Origin of the sequence: Paraburkholderia kirstenboschensis (assembly GCF_032806925.1) — a bacterium.
Taxonomy (GTDB): domain Bacteria; phylum Pseudomonadota; class Gammaproteobacteria; order Burkholderiales; family Burkholderiaceae; genus Paraburkholderia; species Paraburkholderia kirstenboschensis.
The window spans coordinates 199,948-215,385 of record NZ_CP136512.1 but is presented as its reverse complement, the minus strand read 5'-3'; the positions used below and the strand labels follow the sequence as shown (position 1 = coordinate 215,385).

Genomic DNA, 15,438 nt, shown 5'->3' with positions numbered 1-15,438 from the left:
CAGTGCAGAACTGCAACGGCGTTTCCGGCGCTAGATCACTACGTCGTGAATTTCCGCAGCCGGGTCTGGAATGCCGCGTGGCAGCGTACCCACAGCGGTATCCGTTGGCGCCATCTCTGCCAGCAACGCCTCATCGCGTGCAATCAGCTCCGGCAAACGTGTGCGCAAGAACTCGACCCATGTCCTCGTCTTTGCGTCGATACACTTCCGCGACGGATACAGCGCATAAACATTCATCTTCTGCAGCGTGTAGTCTGGCAACACGCGCACCAAGGTACCGTCGCTCAATCCGGCGATTACTGCGTAAAGCGCACCATGCCAATGCCCATCCCTTCCCGGATCGCAACGACTAGCGACTCCGCGATATTCACCTGTACTGGACCGTCGATCTGCATCGCCTCACTGCCGTTGGGCCCGTCGAGTACCCACTCGTGCGGCGCGAACGCGGGCGTTTGCAGAATCAGGCAGTGATGATCAGCGAGATCCGCCGGCCGCTGCGGCGCACCGTGCGCACTGACATACGCGGGCGATGCGCAAAGTATGCTGAACGTCGTTCCGAGCGGAAGCGAAACGAGGTCGGAATTGGGTAGCGCCGACGCTCCAATCACCGCGACATCCGCGCTGCCTTCGAAGAGATCGGGCATGCGTTGCGACAACGTCAGCTCCACAGTGACTTCCGGATAAAGCTTGCGATAGCATGAGATCGGCGGCAACACATAATGCTGGCCAATACTCGCAAAACTATGCATGCGAAGCGGGCCGCTCGGGCGCTCGTGCGCGCAACTGGCTTCTTCTTCGGCGGTATCGAGGTCGGCAAGTAGTTGCTGGCATCGCTTCAGATAACGCTCGCCGGCGGTAGTAAGCGCCAGACGGCGTGTGGAGCGATTCAGCAATCGCGTGCGTAGATGAGCCTCGAGTTCGGACACTGCGCGCGACATGGCGCCGGTCGTCGAACTAAAAGACTGCGCCGCGGCGGTAAAACTGCCGGCTTCCACTACGCGCGCGAATACGCGCATGTTTTGTAAAGTATCCATCGATCCTTCTATTTCACGGCTAAGGCAGTATTGTCCGCTCGACTGATCGACTCATTGTTGTTTGTTCTGGAAGGGACGTTCCGCCGGCGTCCAGTTAATGCCGGCATCGGATGCTTTTACAATCGGCGCCTTGTTCGCCGGTGTCCGCATTAACCGGCGCCTTCTTCCGCGACAACCCAGGCGCATTGCCTTCCGATGAAACGCCAGCGTGCGATCGGCCCGACCTCAGATTCCACTGGAAAGTGGTGCGCGTTGTTGCAAGGTTTGAGTCCTGGCGTTCTCGACTGGGCGAGCACGGACGGACTCGTCTGGCTGCACCTATTGAAGACGGTCACTGCAGGATTGCTTGCACTAGGCATAGCGATGTTGCTGGATTTGCCCCAGCCGCGTATTGCTATGACTACCGTTTTCGTGCTGATGCAACCGTTCAGCGGGATGGTGCTCGCGAAGAGCTTCTATCGGGTTGTGGGGACGGCGGTGGGCGCAATGGCAGCGTTGGCGCTCGGCGCGCTGTTCGTTCAGCAGGCTGAGTTGCACATGGTCGGTATGATTGCCTGGATCAGCGCATGTATCGCGGCGGCGGTCCGGTATCGGCACTTCAGATGGTACGGCTTTGTTCTCGCGGGTTACACGGCGGCGCTGATCGGCATTCCGAACGTGACCACACCCGACGGTCTTTTCCTCGCTGCACTGACGCGGGCAGCCGAAGTGACGGTTGGGATTGTGTGCTCAAGCGCAGTAAGTGCGTTAATCGTGCCCCAGCGCTCGAGCCTTGCACTGCTGCGGACACTACAACTCCGATACCGCAATTTTGCCGCGTTCGCGGCTGACGTGCTTTCTCACCAGGTCGATCGCAGAGCGTTTGAGCGGCGTTTCGCGGCCCTCGTCGACGAGATCGTGGGCTTTGAAGCAACGCGCATTTTCGCCGCCTTCGAAGATCCGGCGATGCGTTTGCGCAGTCATCGCCTCGGCCGTCTGAACAACGAGTTCATGGACGCTTGCGCGCGTCTGCATGCGCTGCATCAGTTGCTCAAGCGCTCTCACGCCAGCGACGCGTCCGCAACGATGGCCACTATCGCCCCGCACCTACGTGAACTGGCGGCATTGCTCACATTGCGGCGGGACGCGTCTGTCGACGTATCGCATGTGAGCGCCCGACTACGCGAATTCCAGACGGCTCTTCCGCGGCGTGTCCGACAGATAAGAAAGCAACTGCACGAACCATCGGCAGAATTGCTGGCGGATTTCGATACGGCAGCAGAGCTGCTTTACCGCTTTGTCGATGAATGCGCGAAGTACTCGGACACTTATGACACGCTTGCCCACCGTAAGCCCGGCCCGCAAAAACGCGGCGCAAACCACTACGTTAGTATAACGAACGGTTATGCGGTCGCCTTCACGTTTATCCGCTCAGCTACGGTGATGAGTATTGCCGCCTGCTTCTGGATTGCGACCGGCTGGCCGAGCGGCGGCCTCGCTGTGATTGGCGCAGCGCTTGCTTGCGCGCTGACGTCGACCTCGCCGGACCCTACGAATATGGCTGTGCAGATGGCGCTCGGCGCCGCGCTGGCGACTCTGGTCGGTTACGCGTTCACCTGCTACGTCTACCCGAACATCGACGGTTTCCCGCTTCTCTGCGTGATGCTTGCGCCCGTGTTGGCGCTGGGCGCGCATCTCGCGACCCGCAAGCGGACAGCGGGGCTTGGCGTCGGCTTTTCAGTGTTCTTCTGTCTACTCGCTGGACCGGATAACGTCGTGGCCTTCGAGCCTGACGTGGTCATCAACAACGGCATTGCCCTCGCAGCTTCGATGTTGCTTGCCGCCATTGTCCTCGCCACTGTCTTTCCCGCCGATATGCCGTGGCTCATCGAACGAATCATGGACGATCTGCGAGCCCAGGTCGTGCTCGCATGCAAAGACCAGCGGCCGGAACTCAACCAACGTTTTCAGTCGAGCACGCACGACCTCGCTTCGCAATTGCGTCTATTGCTGTCGCGGCGTTCGCGGCGCCGCCGCCATGCATTGCGCTGGATGCTGGTGACGCTCGAAGTGGGTCACGCCGTAATCGACCTGCGCAACGAAGCGAGCCGCGCCCGATATCTGCAAGCCCTCGATCCGCGTTGGCCTGCGGCCGTCGAAAGTGTACTAGATCATCTCGCGCAGCTGTTCGAGCGGCCCGACGCGCGAACTTTGGACCGCGCCTTCGTATCTGTCCGGTCCGCTATCTGGATCGCTCAGGACCTGTTGGAGGCGGTTCACACAGATCCCGGCAAACGTCACGACGCGCAGCGCATTCTGAGTTGTCTTCATTTCATTCGCACAGCGTTGCTGGACAAAGATGCGCCATTCAAACCGCGCTGACGGACGTATGTGCCCTCGCGTCACGCGCGATCTTTCCGTCGGATGGAAAGGTCACTTCCGGGCGGCCCCGTTTATTCGCGCACACAGCGGCCATATAGTTTTATTGCTGTCACGCAGTAACCGTTAGTCCTGGAGAACGAAATGAACTTGAAGATTGTCCTGACCGCCTGCTCTTTGTTTGCTGCTGTCGCTCATGCACAGACACCACAGGTCGCCCCGCAACAGCAGGCGCCGCAGCCGGTTGCCCAACGCAACGACGGCGTTGCCCCGGCGAATCCGGCCGCCGCGCCGGCGAACAAAGCCGACGAGTGCGTCGGCCCTGTGAGCTTCTGCAACATTTACTTCGGCAGCTAGGAGCGTCGAGCGGCATCACGCCGACGTCCGAAAGCTTGTCGCGGCGCATGGATCATGACGCCGCGGTCACTGCGACAATCCGACGGCCGACCAAAGCGCAACGCAGACGCGCGCACCGGTAGACTCGATCGTTGACCATGGAGAGGCCCCGTTTCATGTACGAAGACCGGATTCGCTGTCATTCGCTGCGCGATAAAGTTACATCCGCCGCCGACGCAGCGCTTGCAATTCACGATGGCATGCGCGTGGGCGCAAGCGGCTTCACGCGAGCGGGAGACGCCAAGGCGGTCCCGCTCGCATTGGCCGAGCGCGCTCGCCAAGAAGGCAAACCGCTGCGCATCACTTTAATCACGGGCGCGTCGCTTGGCCATGACGTGGACCGCGCGCTCACTGAGGCTCATGTGCTGGCGCGCCGCTTGCCGTTCCAGGTCGACAAGACGCTGCGGGACGCAATCAATCGCGGCGAGGTGATGTTCGTCGACCAGCATCTCTCGGAGACGGTCGAAATGCTGCGCGCCAACCAGCTCGGCAAACTCGATGTCGCCATCATTGAAGCCGTGGCCATTACGGAAAGCGGCGGCATAGTGCCGACCACATCGGTGGGAAATTCCGCAAGCTTCGCGATCCTCGCCGACAAGGTCATTGTTGAAATAAACCTTGCTCAGCCGCTTGCCCTGGAGGGGCTGCACGACATCTGGATTCCGGGCCTCCGGCCGAATCGCGAGCCGCTCCCGCTCGTTCATCCGCGCGATCGCGTCGGGACGCCGGCGATCGAGATTCCGCGCGACAAAATCGCGGCGATCGTTATCACCGACAAGCCGGATAGTCCTTCGACAGTGCTGCCCGCAGACACGGAGACGAGTCTGATAGCGGGTCATCTGATCGAATTTTTTCAGCATGAAGTTGCCCACGGACGTATGCCTCGGCGTTTGCCACCGTTGCAGGCTGGCATAGGCACAATCGCTAACGCTGTATTGGCCGGCTTCGTCGATGCGCCTTTCGACGAGTTCGAAATTTACTCCGAAGTGCTGCAGGATTCGACCTTCGACCTGTTGGATGCCGGCAAGGTTACGTTCGCCTCGGGTGCGTCGATCACGTTGTCTGCCGCGCGCCAGGCACAGGTGTTCGGCGAGCTCGAACGTTACCGCAGTCGCCTCGTGTTGCGCCCGCAGGAAGTGAGCAATCATCCGGAAGTGATTCGCCGGCTCGGACTGATCGCATTGAACACCGCACTCGAATTCGACATCTATGGCAACGTGAATTCAACGCATGTGGGCGGGACGCACATGATGAACGGCATCGGCGGATCGGGCGACTTTTCGCGCAATGCGTCATGTGCGATCTTCGCGACCAAGTCGACGGCGAAGGGCGGTTGCGTTTCCAGCGTCGTGCCGATGGTTCCCCATTGCGACCACAACGAACATGACGTGGACGTGGTCGTGACCGAACAGGGCTTGGCGGATCTGCGCGGTCTCGCGCCGCGCGAGCGCGCCACGCTCATTATTGAGAATTGCGTGCACCCGCAGTATCGCGAGCTGCTTCGCGACTACTACCGGGATGCATTGCGAAGCGGAGGCCAAACACCGCATCGGCTCGAAGAGGCTTTCGCCTGGCATGCGCGGCTACGCGACACTGGGTCGATGTTGCCGGCAGCGCAGGCGGCCGCTTAAGCCAGGACAAAGGTGGCGTCAGGTGCGTTGCCCCTGACGCCAGCTTTGCACCAGTGCTGCGTTTAGCCGCCGCGCCGAACGAGGCGGATGATAAACAGAAGGATGACCGCGCCGATCACAGCAGTGATGATCGAGCCGAGCCAGCCGCCACCCAGCGAAATGTGCAGCACGCGAGAGAGCCAACCGCCAATGAACGCGCCCACAATGCCGACGATGATGTCGACGATAAGGCCGAAGCCGCCGCCCTTGACGAGCACGCCGGCCAGCCAGCCAGCGATCGTGCCGATGACAAGCCAGGCAATGATGCCGTGTTCCATAATCGAGACTCCATGGTTGAGTGTGGAAAATACGCGGTGACAGAGCTTAGTCGAAGCGGATGGGGCAGTCCATATTCAGGATGCAGAATTAACATTGTCTGAAACTGTTGTAAGCCAGATGTAGACGATGCACGCGCACTGAAGCGACCAGGAAAATTCGGCGATCAACGCAGACCGATCAGCGAGGTAATACGGAGTCCAAATATTGACGGCGGTCATCAAGAAAAACACACTTACGCATGTTCTGTATCAGTCTGAGCATCGCAAGATCCTTACGCCTGCGTGGACAAATAGCTGGTTCGCTCAACGGCGTCGGTTCTCAGTCGGTTCCCCGCCGTTTTCTGCCGTTTAGGTCATCAAGGAATGTATGAAAGCTAAAGCTCTTGGCATCATTGCGGGCGCGTTGATCGCCGCCGCCCCGTTAGCGTCCTTCGCCGCAGGTCTGCCTGCTCCCTTTGAGGGAAGCAGTACCCTGCAGGCGGAAGGTGTGGTGACATCCGTCGACCATGCAAAGCATTCCGTGACTGTGCGCGACGCGCAGGGCGGCGAGGCGTCGTTCGACATTACGGACACCCGGGACCTTGCGCGAATTGCCCAGGGCGGCAAGGTTCATATCCGTATGATGCGCACCGCTGTGATCAGCGTTACGCGCGGTGCGGAGGGGAAAGGCGCGATCGCTCCTGTCGCTGCGCCACTCGGGCAGACGAACCCCGAACAGAACCTAAGCGCGCAAGTGCAGGCAATCGACCATGCTTCGGGCGTGATGGCGTTGAAGGGCGCAGACGGCTCGGTCTTCCATCTCCAGGGCCGCGATCCGGCAAAGCTGGCGAGTGTAACGCCGGGCATGCAAGTGTTGGTCGCATTCGCGCCGCAAATCAGTGTCGCGGTCGCGCCCGCACAATAACGAGCGTGTTCATGTGCCTGCCCGCTGCGTCGAGCGAACGCACCATGGGCTTTCGAACGCCGCGTTCAGCTGACACCTAGTCTGGCTCGCCGGGGACAAGGCGCACTCGGGTGATTTCCGAGGGCGCGCCAAGCCGCTTCGGCGGTCCCCAGTAACCGGTGCCACGGCTCGTGTATACCCACAATCCGTTCAGGCGTGCGAGGCCAGCGGTGAACGGTTGCTGAATCCGCACGAAGAAGTTCCACGGGAAGAACTGGCCGCCGTGCGTATGACCCGACAGTTGCAGCGTGAAGCCGGCCGCAGCGGCTGCTTCGGCGGAGCGTGGCTGATGTGCAAGCAGCACCTTTATCAACACATCGCCCGGTGCACCCGCGATTGCCGCCATCGGGTCACTGCGATGCAGCGGGTCATGATGGCCGGCCGAATAATCGGTTACGCCGGCAATGACGGCGCGCGCGCCGTCGTGCTCGACGATCACGTGTTCGTTGAGTAGCACGTTGAGCCCGAGACGCCGGAATTCGTCGATCCACGCGTTGGCTCCCGCGTAATACTCGTGATTGCCGGTAACCAGAAACGCGCCGTGGCGTGCACTCAAGCGCGAGAGCGGCTGTGTGTGATGAGTCAGCTGTGGGACCGTGCCGTCCACTACATCGCCCGTCACGGCAATGAGGTCAGGCTTCAGATGATTCACTGCGTCGACTATCGCGTCGACATAGCGGCGCTTGATGGTCGGGCCCACGTGAATGTCGCTGATCTGAACGATCGTGAAGCCATCGAGCGCGGCTGGCAGATCGTCGATCGGCACCTCGATCGTCACGACGCGCGCGCGGCGGCGGGCGTTGAAGAGCCCGACCAGAGTCGACAGCAGTGCAAGGAACGGCACGGCTGCCGCGGTGCCGGTCCGCCAACGCGCGAGAGCGATCGTGCCTGGCCAGATCGCGTCCACGGTCATCAGTGAGGCCAGCGCGAGGTCGCGCACGAATGTCAGCACCAGCAGCGAAGAGAAGAGGCCCATTGCCAGCAAGCCGACCCACGCGAGCCGGTCGCCGAGCGGTTGCCGTTTGATCGTGCGCGCAAGCATGCCGAGCGGAATAAGAAAGACTGACAGCACGAGCCACAAGCCCGCCAGCGAACGGACGGTAATGCTCACGGGCATGTCTGGGATCAGACGGAAGCCGACGTAAATGTGCAGCAGGATGCCAATCAGAATGAGGCGTACAAGGAACGATGAGCGGCGCATAGAGAAGGTGGAGGCGGGTAGGGGCCGGAATGGATCAAGCGCCGGCGGCGGCCAGTCGCTGCGGCGATGCAACTGACCGGCTGGCTCATTCTACCGGCATGCGCAAGGGCGTGCCGACGCGCGAAATGCGTGAGTGTCCAGACGCGGTCGAGCAGCTTTGCTGCGACGCAGCGATAGCCCGAGCAGGCGATATGTCCACAAAGGCGGTTCCCTAAAGCCATCCACCGTAACAGGGCGCAGCACGCTGATAACCCTAATTAAATGGGCTTTGAATTACGCGTGGGCGTGAGCTATTCTGAAAGTGAGCCGGCTGGCAGAAAGAGTCGCTGCAACGTCTACCGACACGACAGCGGTCGGATTCAGCCGGCGTTATCGCCACAACGGCGAGGCAGGAGGCGATCATGAAGCTGCTCGGATCAGGCCATCGTTTTCACCACGGCGAGCGTGCGCACCGCGCGCATCACGTGGGATACGAGGGCAGTCATGTGATGCTGCCCCTCGTCGGCCTGTCGTTGATGGCGTTGGGTTTGTACCTCGGCGTGCGCGACATCGACTTCTCCGAGGTCGGCAAAAGCGCGCTATTCGGTGTCGTGATGCTGTGCGTCGCGCTCGGTATTGCCGGGCTGTTCGGCGTCGTCGGCGCCTGGCTGCGGTCCAATGGCGATGAAACTGTAGAGAACTTCTGCTTCGTCGGCGCGGTAATCGGCGTCGTCGTGTTTTACATCGCAATCTTCACCTGAACGGCGCGCGTCACACTATCCGCGCGGCCTCGGCGAAGCTCAAGCGCGGGCTGCGCGGAAACAGTTTCGACGCATCCCCGTAGCCGAGATTGATCAGGAAGTTCGACCTGATTGTCGTACCGGCGAAGAAAGTCTCGTCGACTTTGGTCGCGTCGAAGCCCGACATTGGGCCGGCGTCGAGACCAAGCGCGCGGGCGGCGAGAATCAGGTAGCCGCCTTGCAGTGTCGAGTTGCGAAACGCGGTGTCGGCAATCGCCTTGTCATTGCCGGCAAACCAGCTGCGCGCATCGGCATGCGGGAAAAGCTTCGGCAGATGCTCGTAGAATGCCATATCCATCCCGACAATGACCGTCACCGGCGCCGCCATCGTCTTGTCCACGTTGCCTGCGGACAAGGCTGGCCGCAGCTTCTCCTTGGCAGCCGGGCTTTTGACGAAGACAAAACGTCCAGGACTGGAATTAGCCGACGTCGGGCCTAGCAGCGTCAGCTCGACAAGCTGCTCGAGCAATGCGTCATCGACGGGTTTGAGCTGCCAGGCACTGTATGTGCGCGCCTCTCGAAACAATTGGTCGAACGCCTGATCCGAAACATTCATGGTGATGGTCCAGTGAAGGTAACGCCGGAAAACGCTGGGCGCGTTCATGCCGCAATCGAAGCGCAATCGAAGCGCAATCGAAGCGCAATGAGAAGCGCCAAAACAGGCGTCCGCGAAGTCCAATGAAACCGCAAGGCGCTAAAGCAGGCGACTCGTCTGTGCCACCATAATAGCCACCGTTCCATTGCGCACGCTTGGCGCTTGTATCAGGCAATCATATGACGGACCTTTTCGACGACCTTCCGACGCCCGACGTCGCCTGGTACCCCGACTGGCTCGCGCCCGAAAGGGCCGAGCAGTGCCTCGCGCAACTCCTCGCCGAAGTCGAATGGCGGCAGGATACGATGGGTACGCCCGGCGGCCGCGTCGCGCTCCCGCGGCTAACTGCATGGCAGGGCGACCCCGACGCCGTGTATGTCTATTCCGGCATACGCAATCTGCCGCAGCCGTGGACGCCGACCGTCGCCGAACTCAAGGCCGCTGCCGAAGCGGTCAGCAATGCGCGGTTCAACAGCGTTCTGCTCAACCGCTATCGCAGCGGCACGGACAGTATGGGATGGCATGCAGACCGCGAGCGCGAGCTCGGGCCACAGCCGGTGATCGCATCGGTCAGCCTGGGCGCGGCGCGCACTTTCGACCTGCGGCATAACAAGACCGGCACCGTCCAGTCGTTCTCGCTGAAAAGCGGCAGCTTGCTGGTGATGAAGGGCGAGACGCAGGCCGAGTGGCGGCATAGGGTGCCGAAAGAGCCGCGCGTATCAGGCGAGCGCATCAACCTCACCTTCCGATGGGTCACGCCTCGCGATGAAGCGGGCAGGTCGTCGCGCGGATAAAGCCCACTCGCAGATTCGACTTCCTCCGCTTCCCATGCGCGGGCGTCAGCGCGGAGCCTTCACCCAACAGGTAAGCACATAAAAACTAAGGGCCGCTCTGACTGCCACCACGATTGACAGCCTCAATCGGTGCACGCCGCCGGGCGCCCTCACACCGCCGCACGAGCGCGCGTCCTATATCAAAATTGATATTGCCCGCGCGAATCATATGATTGGACTGTTAAGGCCCGGCACACTACGCTACATCACGATCCAAGCATCGCGAAGGCCGGTGGGCCGCGCAAATTCGATGGGTCGCCTACACAACAACGATCAGGAGACAGTCATGGCGAATACACGACGCGCCGCATGTCGCGCGTTGGGCGCGCTAGCGCTGTGCGCGGGTTTCGGCGCGCTGACGCTGGCAACGCCCGGCGCCTATGCGCAGGACAAACAGATCACGCTGGGTTTCGCCCAGGTCGGCGCCGAAAGCGCATGGCGGACCGCCAACACCGAGTCGGTGAAATCCGCGGCGACCGAAGCCAAGATCAAGCTCAAGTTCTCGGACGCGCAGCAGAAGCAGGAAAACCAGATCAAGGCGATCCGCTCGTATATTGCGCAAAAAGTCGACGTGATCGCTTTCTCGCCAGTTGTCGAATCGGGCTGGGAACCGGTGCTGCGTGAGGCTAAGGCCGCGAAGATTCCGGTGATCCTCACCGACCGCAACATCGACGTCAAGGACACCTCGTTGTACGTGACGATGATCGGCTCTGACTTCCTGGAAGAGGGCCGGCGCGGGGGGAAATGGCTCGCCGACCACTATAAAGATGCGCAAGGTCCGGTGAACATCGCCGAATTGCAGGGTACAGTCGGTTCCGCACCGGCGAATGACCGGCACGCAGGCCTCATCGAAGTGATCAAGAGCGATCCCAAGTTCAAGGTTATCGCGTCGCAAAGCGGCGACTTCACATTGGCCGGCGGCAAGCAGGTCATGGAAGCGTTTATAAAGACTTATGGAAATAAAATAAATGTAGTTTATGCGCATAACGACGATATGGCGCTCGGCGCTATCCAGGCAATGGAAGAGGCGGGCATGCATCCGGGCAAGGACGTCATTGTCGTTTCGTTCGATGCAACCAAGGGCGGCTTCCAGGCGATGGCCGCGGGCAAGATGAACGTCGACGTGGAATGCAGCCCGTTGCTCGGACCGCAACTCATGTCGGCGGTAAAGGATGTGGTGGCCGGCAAGCCTTTGCCGAAGCGCATCCTGACCGAAGAAACAGTATTCCCGATGAGCGTTGCGGCGCAGACGTTGCCGACGCGAAAGTACTAGGAAAAGTACTTAGGTTTCCTTTCTATTCGCTTGTATGCCACAACGGTTAATCCGGCACGAGCATTAGCAGAGGAAGCTGCAATCGAGCTTTAAAAGTTTCTCCAGCGGTGCCTGACCGTCCGATTGCTTGGGCAGCGGACGGTCTCTTTTCACCCGATGCTGGGGCTTGCCGCAACAACGGCAACGACGGCAACGAGGGCAACAAGGCACGGCGCGCCAAGGCACCACGACACCAATACACCGCCGCTCGAGCGAGGTCTATGACGCATCCCGCTTCCGAACCGAATCCGCCGGCCACGAGATCGACCGCGTCCGTTGCAGCCATCGCTGCAGGCGAGCGCGACGTGAACCCATGCGAGCCGATTCTTGCCACCACCGGCGTCAGCAAGACGTTCCCCGGCGTCAAGGCGCTGCAACGCGTCGATTTCCGGTTGTTCCCCGGCGAAGTTCACACGCTGATGGGGCAGAACGGCGCCGGTAAGTCCACCCTGATCAATGTGCTTACGGGCGTGATCGCACCCGACACCGGGACGATCCGGCTCGCGGGCGAAGTCGTAGCCTTCGCGTCGCCGCAGGAAGCCGAGGCGGCGGGCGTGCGCACGCTTTATCAGGAAGTCAATCTGTGCCCGAACCTGTCGGTCGCTGAAAACATTTTCGCCGGCCGGCAGCCACGACGGTTTGGCGCGATCGACTGGCCCGACATCAAACGCCGTGCGCAAGCCGCCTTGGCACGCCTCGATATCACGCTCGACGTGACGCGCTCGCTCGACGCGTATCCCATCGCAGTGCAACAGATGGTGGCGATCGCGAGAGCACTTTCCGTCGATGCACGCGTGCTCATACTCGACGAGCCCACGTCGAGTCTCGACGACAGCGAAGTCGCACAGCTTTTCAAAATACTTCGGCATCTTAAACAATCCGGCATCGCGATTCTGTTCGTCACGCACTTCATCGAGCAGACGTATGCTATTTCCGATCGCATTACGGTCATGCGCAACGGCGAGCGCGAGGGCGAGTACCTCGCGCGAGATCTGCCGGCCGACCAACTGGTCGCGAAGATGGTGGGTCACGAGCGCATGAGCGAGCGTCTTCGCGAAGCCGCGCATGAGGCGTCTGGTCCCAGCGGAACAGAACAAGGGGAGCGGGCAGCGTCGGCGTTTATCGAATTGCGCGGCGTGGGCCGGCGCGGCACGTTGCAGCCGATCGACCTGAATGTCGAGCGCGGTCAGATACTTGGGCTCGCCGGACTGCTCGGTTCAGGCCGCACCGAGACGGCGCGGCTGTTGTTCGGCGCGGATCGCGCCGATAGCGGCACGATGCTCGTGGATGGCAAACCCGTACGGCTGCGCTCGCCGCACGATGCGGTGCGCCACGGCATTGCGTATTGCGCGGAAGACCGCAAGAAAGAGGGCATCGTCGCGGACCTGTCGATTCGCGAGAACATCCTGCTGGCATTGCAGGCAAGACGTGGATGGTGGCGCAAGATCAGCCGTCAACGTGCGCGCGAACTGGCCGATCTGTGGATCGAACGGCTCGGCATCAAGGCCTCGGATGCTGAACAGCCTATCGGGCTTCTGTCGGGCGGCAATCAGCAGAAAGCGCTGCTTGCTCGCTGGCTCGCCACCGATCCGAAACTGCTGATTCTCGACGAACCCACGCGCGGCATTGATGTCGCCGCGAAATTCGACATCATGGACCGTCTGCTCGCGTTGTGCGCGAACGGTCTGAGCATTCTGTTCATTTCATCCGAGATCAGCGAAGTGCTGCGCGTCAGTCATCGCGTGGCCGTGTTGCGCGACCGCCGCAAGATCGCGGAAGTCGAGGGCAAGGCGTCGAATGAAGACAATATCTACCGACTCATCGCGGGGAGCGGCGAATGAAGCTATCGAACTGGCTCGCGCGTGACGGCGTCGAGCGTCCGTTGATCTGGCCGTGCGTGACGCTGGCGTTGTTGTGCGCGTTGAACCTGTGGGTCAATCCGCATTTTCTGTCGCTGCGCATGCTCGACGGTCATCTGTTCGGCGCGCCGATCGACGTGCTGAATCGCGCCGCGCCGCTCGTGCTGGTCGCGACCGGCATGACGCTCGTTATCGCGACGCGCGGCATCGACATTTCGGTGGGCGCGGTCGTCGCAATCGCCGGCGCCGCCGCGGCGACGATACTCGCGACGCAACCCGTGCCGACTGGCGGCCTCATCGCGCAGGCATTGCTTGCGGCGCTGATCGTCGGTGTGTTGAGCGGCATGTGGAACGGCTTGCTCGTGTCGTTTGTCGGCATGCAGCCGATCATCGCCACGTTGATTCTCATGGTCGCGGGTCGGGGCATCGCCCAGTTGCTGACGGCGGGGCAGATCATTCCGATCGGCGCGCCCGGCTATCTGTTCGTCGGCGGCGGGTACTGGCTCGGTGTGCCGTGCTCCGTGTGGATCGCGACGCTTGCCGTGTTGGCGACAGCGGCGCTCGTCGAGGGAACGGCGCTCGGGCTCTTTATCCGCGCTATCGGTGTGAATCCTGTCGCCACGCGCCTCGTCGGCTTGCGCTCGAAGGCGCTCGTGTTCGCGGTGTACGGCTTCTCCGGACTGACCGCGGCGATAGCGGGCATCCTCATCAGCTCGAACGTGCGCAGCGCCGACGGCAACAACGCCGGCCTTCTGCTGGAACTCGACGCTATTCTTGCCGTGACGCTCGGCGGCACGTCGATGCTCGGCGGCCGCTTCAGTCTCGCGGGCACGGTGCTCGGCGCCCTGATCATCCAGACGCTGACCTACACGACGTATTCGATCGGGGTGCCTCCCGAAGCCACGTTGGTCGTGAAGGCGGCGGTAGTGCTCACGGTTAGCGTAATCCAGTCGCCAGCCGCGCGCGCACTCGCAATGTCGTTCGGAATGCAGATGATCAAGCAACGCGGGGTGGCACGATGAGACGATTTTTCTCGGCGTGGGCTCATATCGTCGATCCGCGCACGTTGCCCATCGCGGTCACGATCCTGCTGTTCTGCGCGCTGTTCGGCTTCGGCTCAGTGATGTACACCGGTTTCTTCTCGTGGCAGGTATTGCTCGATCTGCTCGTGGACAACGCCTTTTTGCTGATCGTTGCAATTGGCATGACGTTCGTGATCGTGTCGGGCGGCATCGACCTGTCGGTGGGCTCCGTGGTTGCCCTCACCACCATCGTCGAAGCGGTATTGTCCGAACGCCTTCATTTGTCGGTGTGGGTCATCGTGCCGATCGTTTTGTTGATGGGCACCGTGTTTGGCGCCGTGCAGGGCGCGCTGATTCACTTCTTTCGCCTGCAGGCGTTTATCGTGACGCTCGCCGGCATGTTCTTCGCGCGCGGCTTGTGTTTTCTGATCACCACACAGTCGATCACGATCACGGATCCGACCTTCCACGCCATCTCGGCATTCCGGTTGGACATCGGCATCGGCTCTGTGACGGCGAACGTGCTGCTCGCATTCGTCGCGCTGCTCGCTGCCATCTACGTCGCGCATTTCACGCGTTTTGGCCGCAACATGTACGCGGTAGGCGGCAATGCGGGCTCTGCCTTGCTAATGGGGCTGCCGGTCGCGCATACGCGCATCGGCGTGTATGCGCTGAGCGGCTTCTGCTCGGCGCTCGGCGGCGCTGTTTTCACCTTCTACGTGTTGTCCGGCTACGGCCTGCAAGGGCAAGGGATGGAGCTCGACGCCATCGCGGCAACCGTGATCGGCGGAACGCTGCTGACGGGCGGCGTCGGCTATGTGGTCGGTTCGCTGTTCGGCGTCGGCATTCTCGGCACGATCCAGACGTTGATTACGTTCGACGGCACACTCAGTTCCTGGTGGACCCGTATCGTGATCGGCGCGCTGCTTTGCGCTTTCTGCCTGCTGCAACGGCTGATCGAACGGCATGCAAAGTCGGTGCGGCGACCTGGCGGCACCGGCGCGGTCGTGACGTCGGGACGCGAGCGCGGGCAAAGCGAGCCTTCGAGCGCATCGGACTCCCATGTGATAGGATGCGCGCCCGAACAGGCGTGAATGGCGGCCGGCGGCGGGGGTGAACCGCTGGTCTTAACAGCGGCCTGAACAGCGGCCTCTAGAG

General features: G+C 61.4%; 13 protein-coding genes and 1 pseudogene. 10 read left to right on the top strand and 4 right to left on the bottom strand.

Annotated elements, in window-relative coordinates; genetic code table 11:
• Positions 1-30 precede the first annotated feature (30 nt).
• Positions 31-1,034: pseudogene (locus RW095_RS09620) on the bottom strand (LysR family transcriptional regulator).
• Between the two features lie 195 nt (positions 1,035-1,229).
• Between RW095_RS09620 and RW095_RS09615 the strand changes: the two are divergent.
• The 3 genes from RW095_RS09615 to RW095_RS09605 all read left to right on the top strand — a co-directional run bounded on the left by RW095_RS09615 (position 1,230) and on the right by RW095_RS09605 (position 5,419).
• On the top strand, positions 1,230-3,395 hold the full coding sequence (locus RW095_RS09615) for an FUSC family protein (RefSeq protein ID WP_317018712.1): 2,166 nt from the start codon (positions 1,230-1,232) through the stop codon (positions 3,393-3,395).
• Between the two features lie 141 nt (positions 3,396-3,536).
• On the top strand, positions 3,537-3,749 hold the full coding sequence (locus RW095_RS09610) for a hypothetical protein (protein WP_128586852.1): 213 nt from the start codon (positions 3,537-3,539) through the stop codon (positions 3,747-3,749).
• A gap of 155 nt (positions 3,750-3,904) precedes the next feature.
• Entirely contained in the window at positions 3,905-5,419 is a 1,515-nt protein-coding gene (locus RW095_RS09605) for an acetyl-CoA hydrolase/transferase family protein (protein ID WP_317019810.1), read from the top strand.
• Positions 5,420-5,481: 62 nt separating this feature from the next.
• Here the strand turns inward: RW095_RS09605 and RW095_RS09600 are convergent, their stop codons facing one another.
• Positions 5,482-5,736, bottom strand: a complete 255-nt coding sequence (locus tag RW095_RS09600; RefSeq protein WP_317018710.1) for a GlsB/YeaQ/YmgE family stress response membrane protein — start codon at positions 5,734-5,736, stop codon at positions 5,482-5,484.
• Between the two features lie 367 nt (positions 5,737-6,103).
• On the opposite strand from RW095_RS09600, the gene RW095_RS09595 reads away from it, so the two are divergent.
• On the top strand, positions 6,104-6,640 hold the full coding sequence (locus RW095_RS09595) for a hypothetical protein (RefSeq protein WP_317018709.1): 537 nt from the start codon (positions 6,104-6,106) through the stop codon (positions 6,638-6,640).
• Positions 6,641-6,716: 76 nt separating this feature from the next.
• Here the strand turns inward: RW095_RS09595 and RW095_RS09590 are convergent, their stop codons facing one another.
• On the bottom strand, positions 6,717-7,880 hold the full coding sequence (locus RW095_RS09590; RefSeq protein ID WP_317018708.1) for a metallophosphoesterase: 1,164 nt from the start codon (positions 7,878-7,880) through the stop codon (positions 6,717-6,719).
• Positions 7,881-8,281: 401 nt separating this feature from the next.
• Here RW095_RS09590 and RW095_RS09585 point away from each other — a divergent pair, with 401 nt between their 5' ends.
• Positions 8,282-8,620: a hypothetical protein gene (locus tag RW095_RS09585; RefSeq protein WP_317018707.1), complete on the top strand. Its 339-nt coding sequence runs from the start codon at positions 8,282-8,284 to the stop codon at positions 8,618-8,620.
• 10 nt (positions 8,621-8,630) lie between these two features.
• Here the strand turns inward: RW095_RS09585 and RW095_RS09580 are convergent, their stop codons facing one another.
• Positions 8,631-9,215: a malonic semialdehyde reductase gene (locus RW095_RS09580; RefSeq protein WP_317018706.1), complete on the bottom strand. Its 585-nt coding sequence runs from the start codon at positions 9,213-9,215 to the stop codon at positions 8,631-8,633.
• 218 nt (positions 9,216-9,433) lie between these two features.
• Between RW095_RS09580 and RW095_RS09575 the strand changes: the two genes are divergently transcribed.
• The 5 genes from RW095_RS09575 (at position 9,434) to yjfF (ending at position 15,374) form a co-directional block, all read left to right on the top strand.
• A complete protein-coding gene (locus RW095_RS09575; RefSeq protein ID WP_317018705.1) occupies positions 9,434-10,048 on the top strand; it encodes an alpha-ketoglutarate-dependent dioxygenase AlkB family protein in 615 nt (204 codons plus the stop codon).
• A gap of 325 nt (positions 10,049-10,373) precedes the next feature.
• Positions 10,374-11,360 (top strand): ABC transporter substrate-binding protein, encoded by a 987-nt coding sequence (locus tag RW095_RS09570; RefSeq protein ID WP_128586840.1) that lies wholly within the window; start codon positions 10,374-10,376, stop codon positions 11,358-11,360.
• Between the two features lie 260 nt (positions 11,361-11,620).
• A complete protein-coding gene (locus tag RW095_RS09565) occupies positions 11,621-13,240 on the top strand; it encodes a sugar ABC transporter ATP-binding protein (RefSeq protein ID WP_317018704.1) in 1,620 nt (539 codons plus the stop codon).
• A complete protein-coding gene (locus RW095_RS09560) occupies positions 13,237-14,280 on the top strand; it encodes an ABC transporter permease (RefSeq protein WP_317018702.1) in 1,044 nt (347 codons plus the stop codon). The genes RW095_RS09565 and RW095_RS09560 overlap by 4 nt, the downstream gene beginning before the upstream one ends.
• Positions 14,277-15,374 carry a galactofuranose ABC transporter, permease protein YjfF gene (gene yjfF, locus RW095_RS09555; protein ID WP_317018701.1) on the top strand — a complete coding sequence of 366 codons (1,098 nt, stop codon included), beginning with the start codon at positions 14,277-14,279 and terminating at the stop codon, positions 15,372-15,374. The genes RW095_RS09560 and yjfF overlap by 4 nt, the downstream gene beginning before the upstream one ends.
• Positions 15,375-15,438: the final 64 nt, after the last annotated feature.

Bases quoted from the DNA above. Each gene is read 5' to 3' on its own strand.
- RW095_RS09615 (WP_317018712.1), top strand. From the start codon at position 1,230: ATGAAACGCCAGCGTGCGATCGGCCCGACCTCAGATTCCACTGGAAAG.
- RW095_RS09610 (WP_128586852.1), top strand. From the start codon at position 3,537: ATGAACTTGAAGATTGTCCTGACCGCCTGCTCTTTGTTTGCTGCTGTC.
- RW095_RS09605 (WP_317019810.1), top strand. From the start codon at position 3,905: ATGTACGAAGACCGGATTCGCTGTCATTCGCTGCGCGATAAAGTTACA.
- RW095_RS09600 (WP_317018710.1), bottom strand. From the start codon at position 5,736: ATGGAACACGGCATCATTGCCTGGCTTGTCATCGGCACGATCGCTGGC.
- RW095_RS09595 (WP_317018709.1), top strand. From the start codon at position 6,104: ATGAAAGCTAAAGCTCTTGGCATCATTGCGGGCGCGTTGATCGCCGCC.
- RW095_RS09590 (WP_317018708.1), bottom strand. From the start codon at position 7,880: ATGCGCCGCTCATCGTTCCTTGTACGCCTCATTCTGATTGGCATCCTG.
- RW095_RS09585 (WP_317018707.1), top strand. From the start codon at position 8,282: ATGAAGCTGCTCGGATCAGGCCATCGTTTTCACCACGGCGAGCGTGCG.
- RW095_RS09580 (WP_317018706.1), bottom strand. From the start codon at position 9,215: ATGAATGTTTCGGATCAGGCGTTCGACCAATTGTTTCGAGAGGCGCGC.
- RW095_RS09575 (WP_317018705.1), top strand. From the start codon at position 9,434: ATGACGGACCTTTTCGACGACCTTCCGACGCCCGACGTCGCCTGGTAC.
- RW095_RS09570 (WP_128586840.1), top strand. From the start codon at position 10,374: ATGGCGAATACACGACGCGCCGCATGTCGCGCGTTGGGCGCGCTAGCG.
- RW095_RS09565 (WP_317018704.1), top strand. From the start codon at position 11,621: ATGACGCATCCCGCTTCCGAACCGAATCCGCCGGCCACGAGATCGACC.
- RW095_RS09560 (WP_317018702.1), top strand. From the start codon at position 13,237: ATGAAGCTATCGAACTGGCTCGCGCGTGACGGCGTCGAGCGTCCGTTG.
- yjfF (WP_317018701.1), top strand. From the start codon at position 14,277: ATGAGACGATTTTTCTCGGCGTGGGCTCATATCGTCGATCCGCGCACG.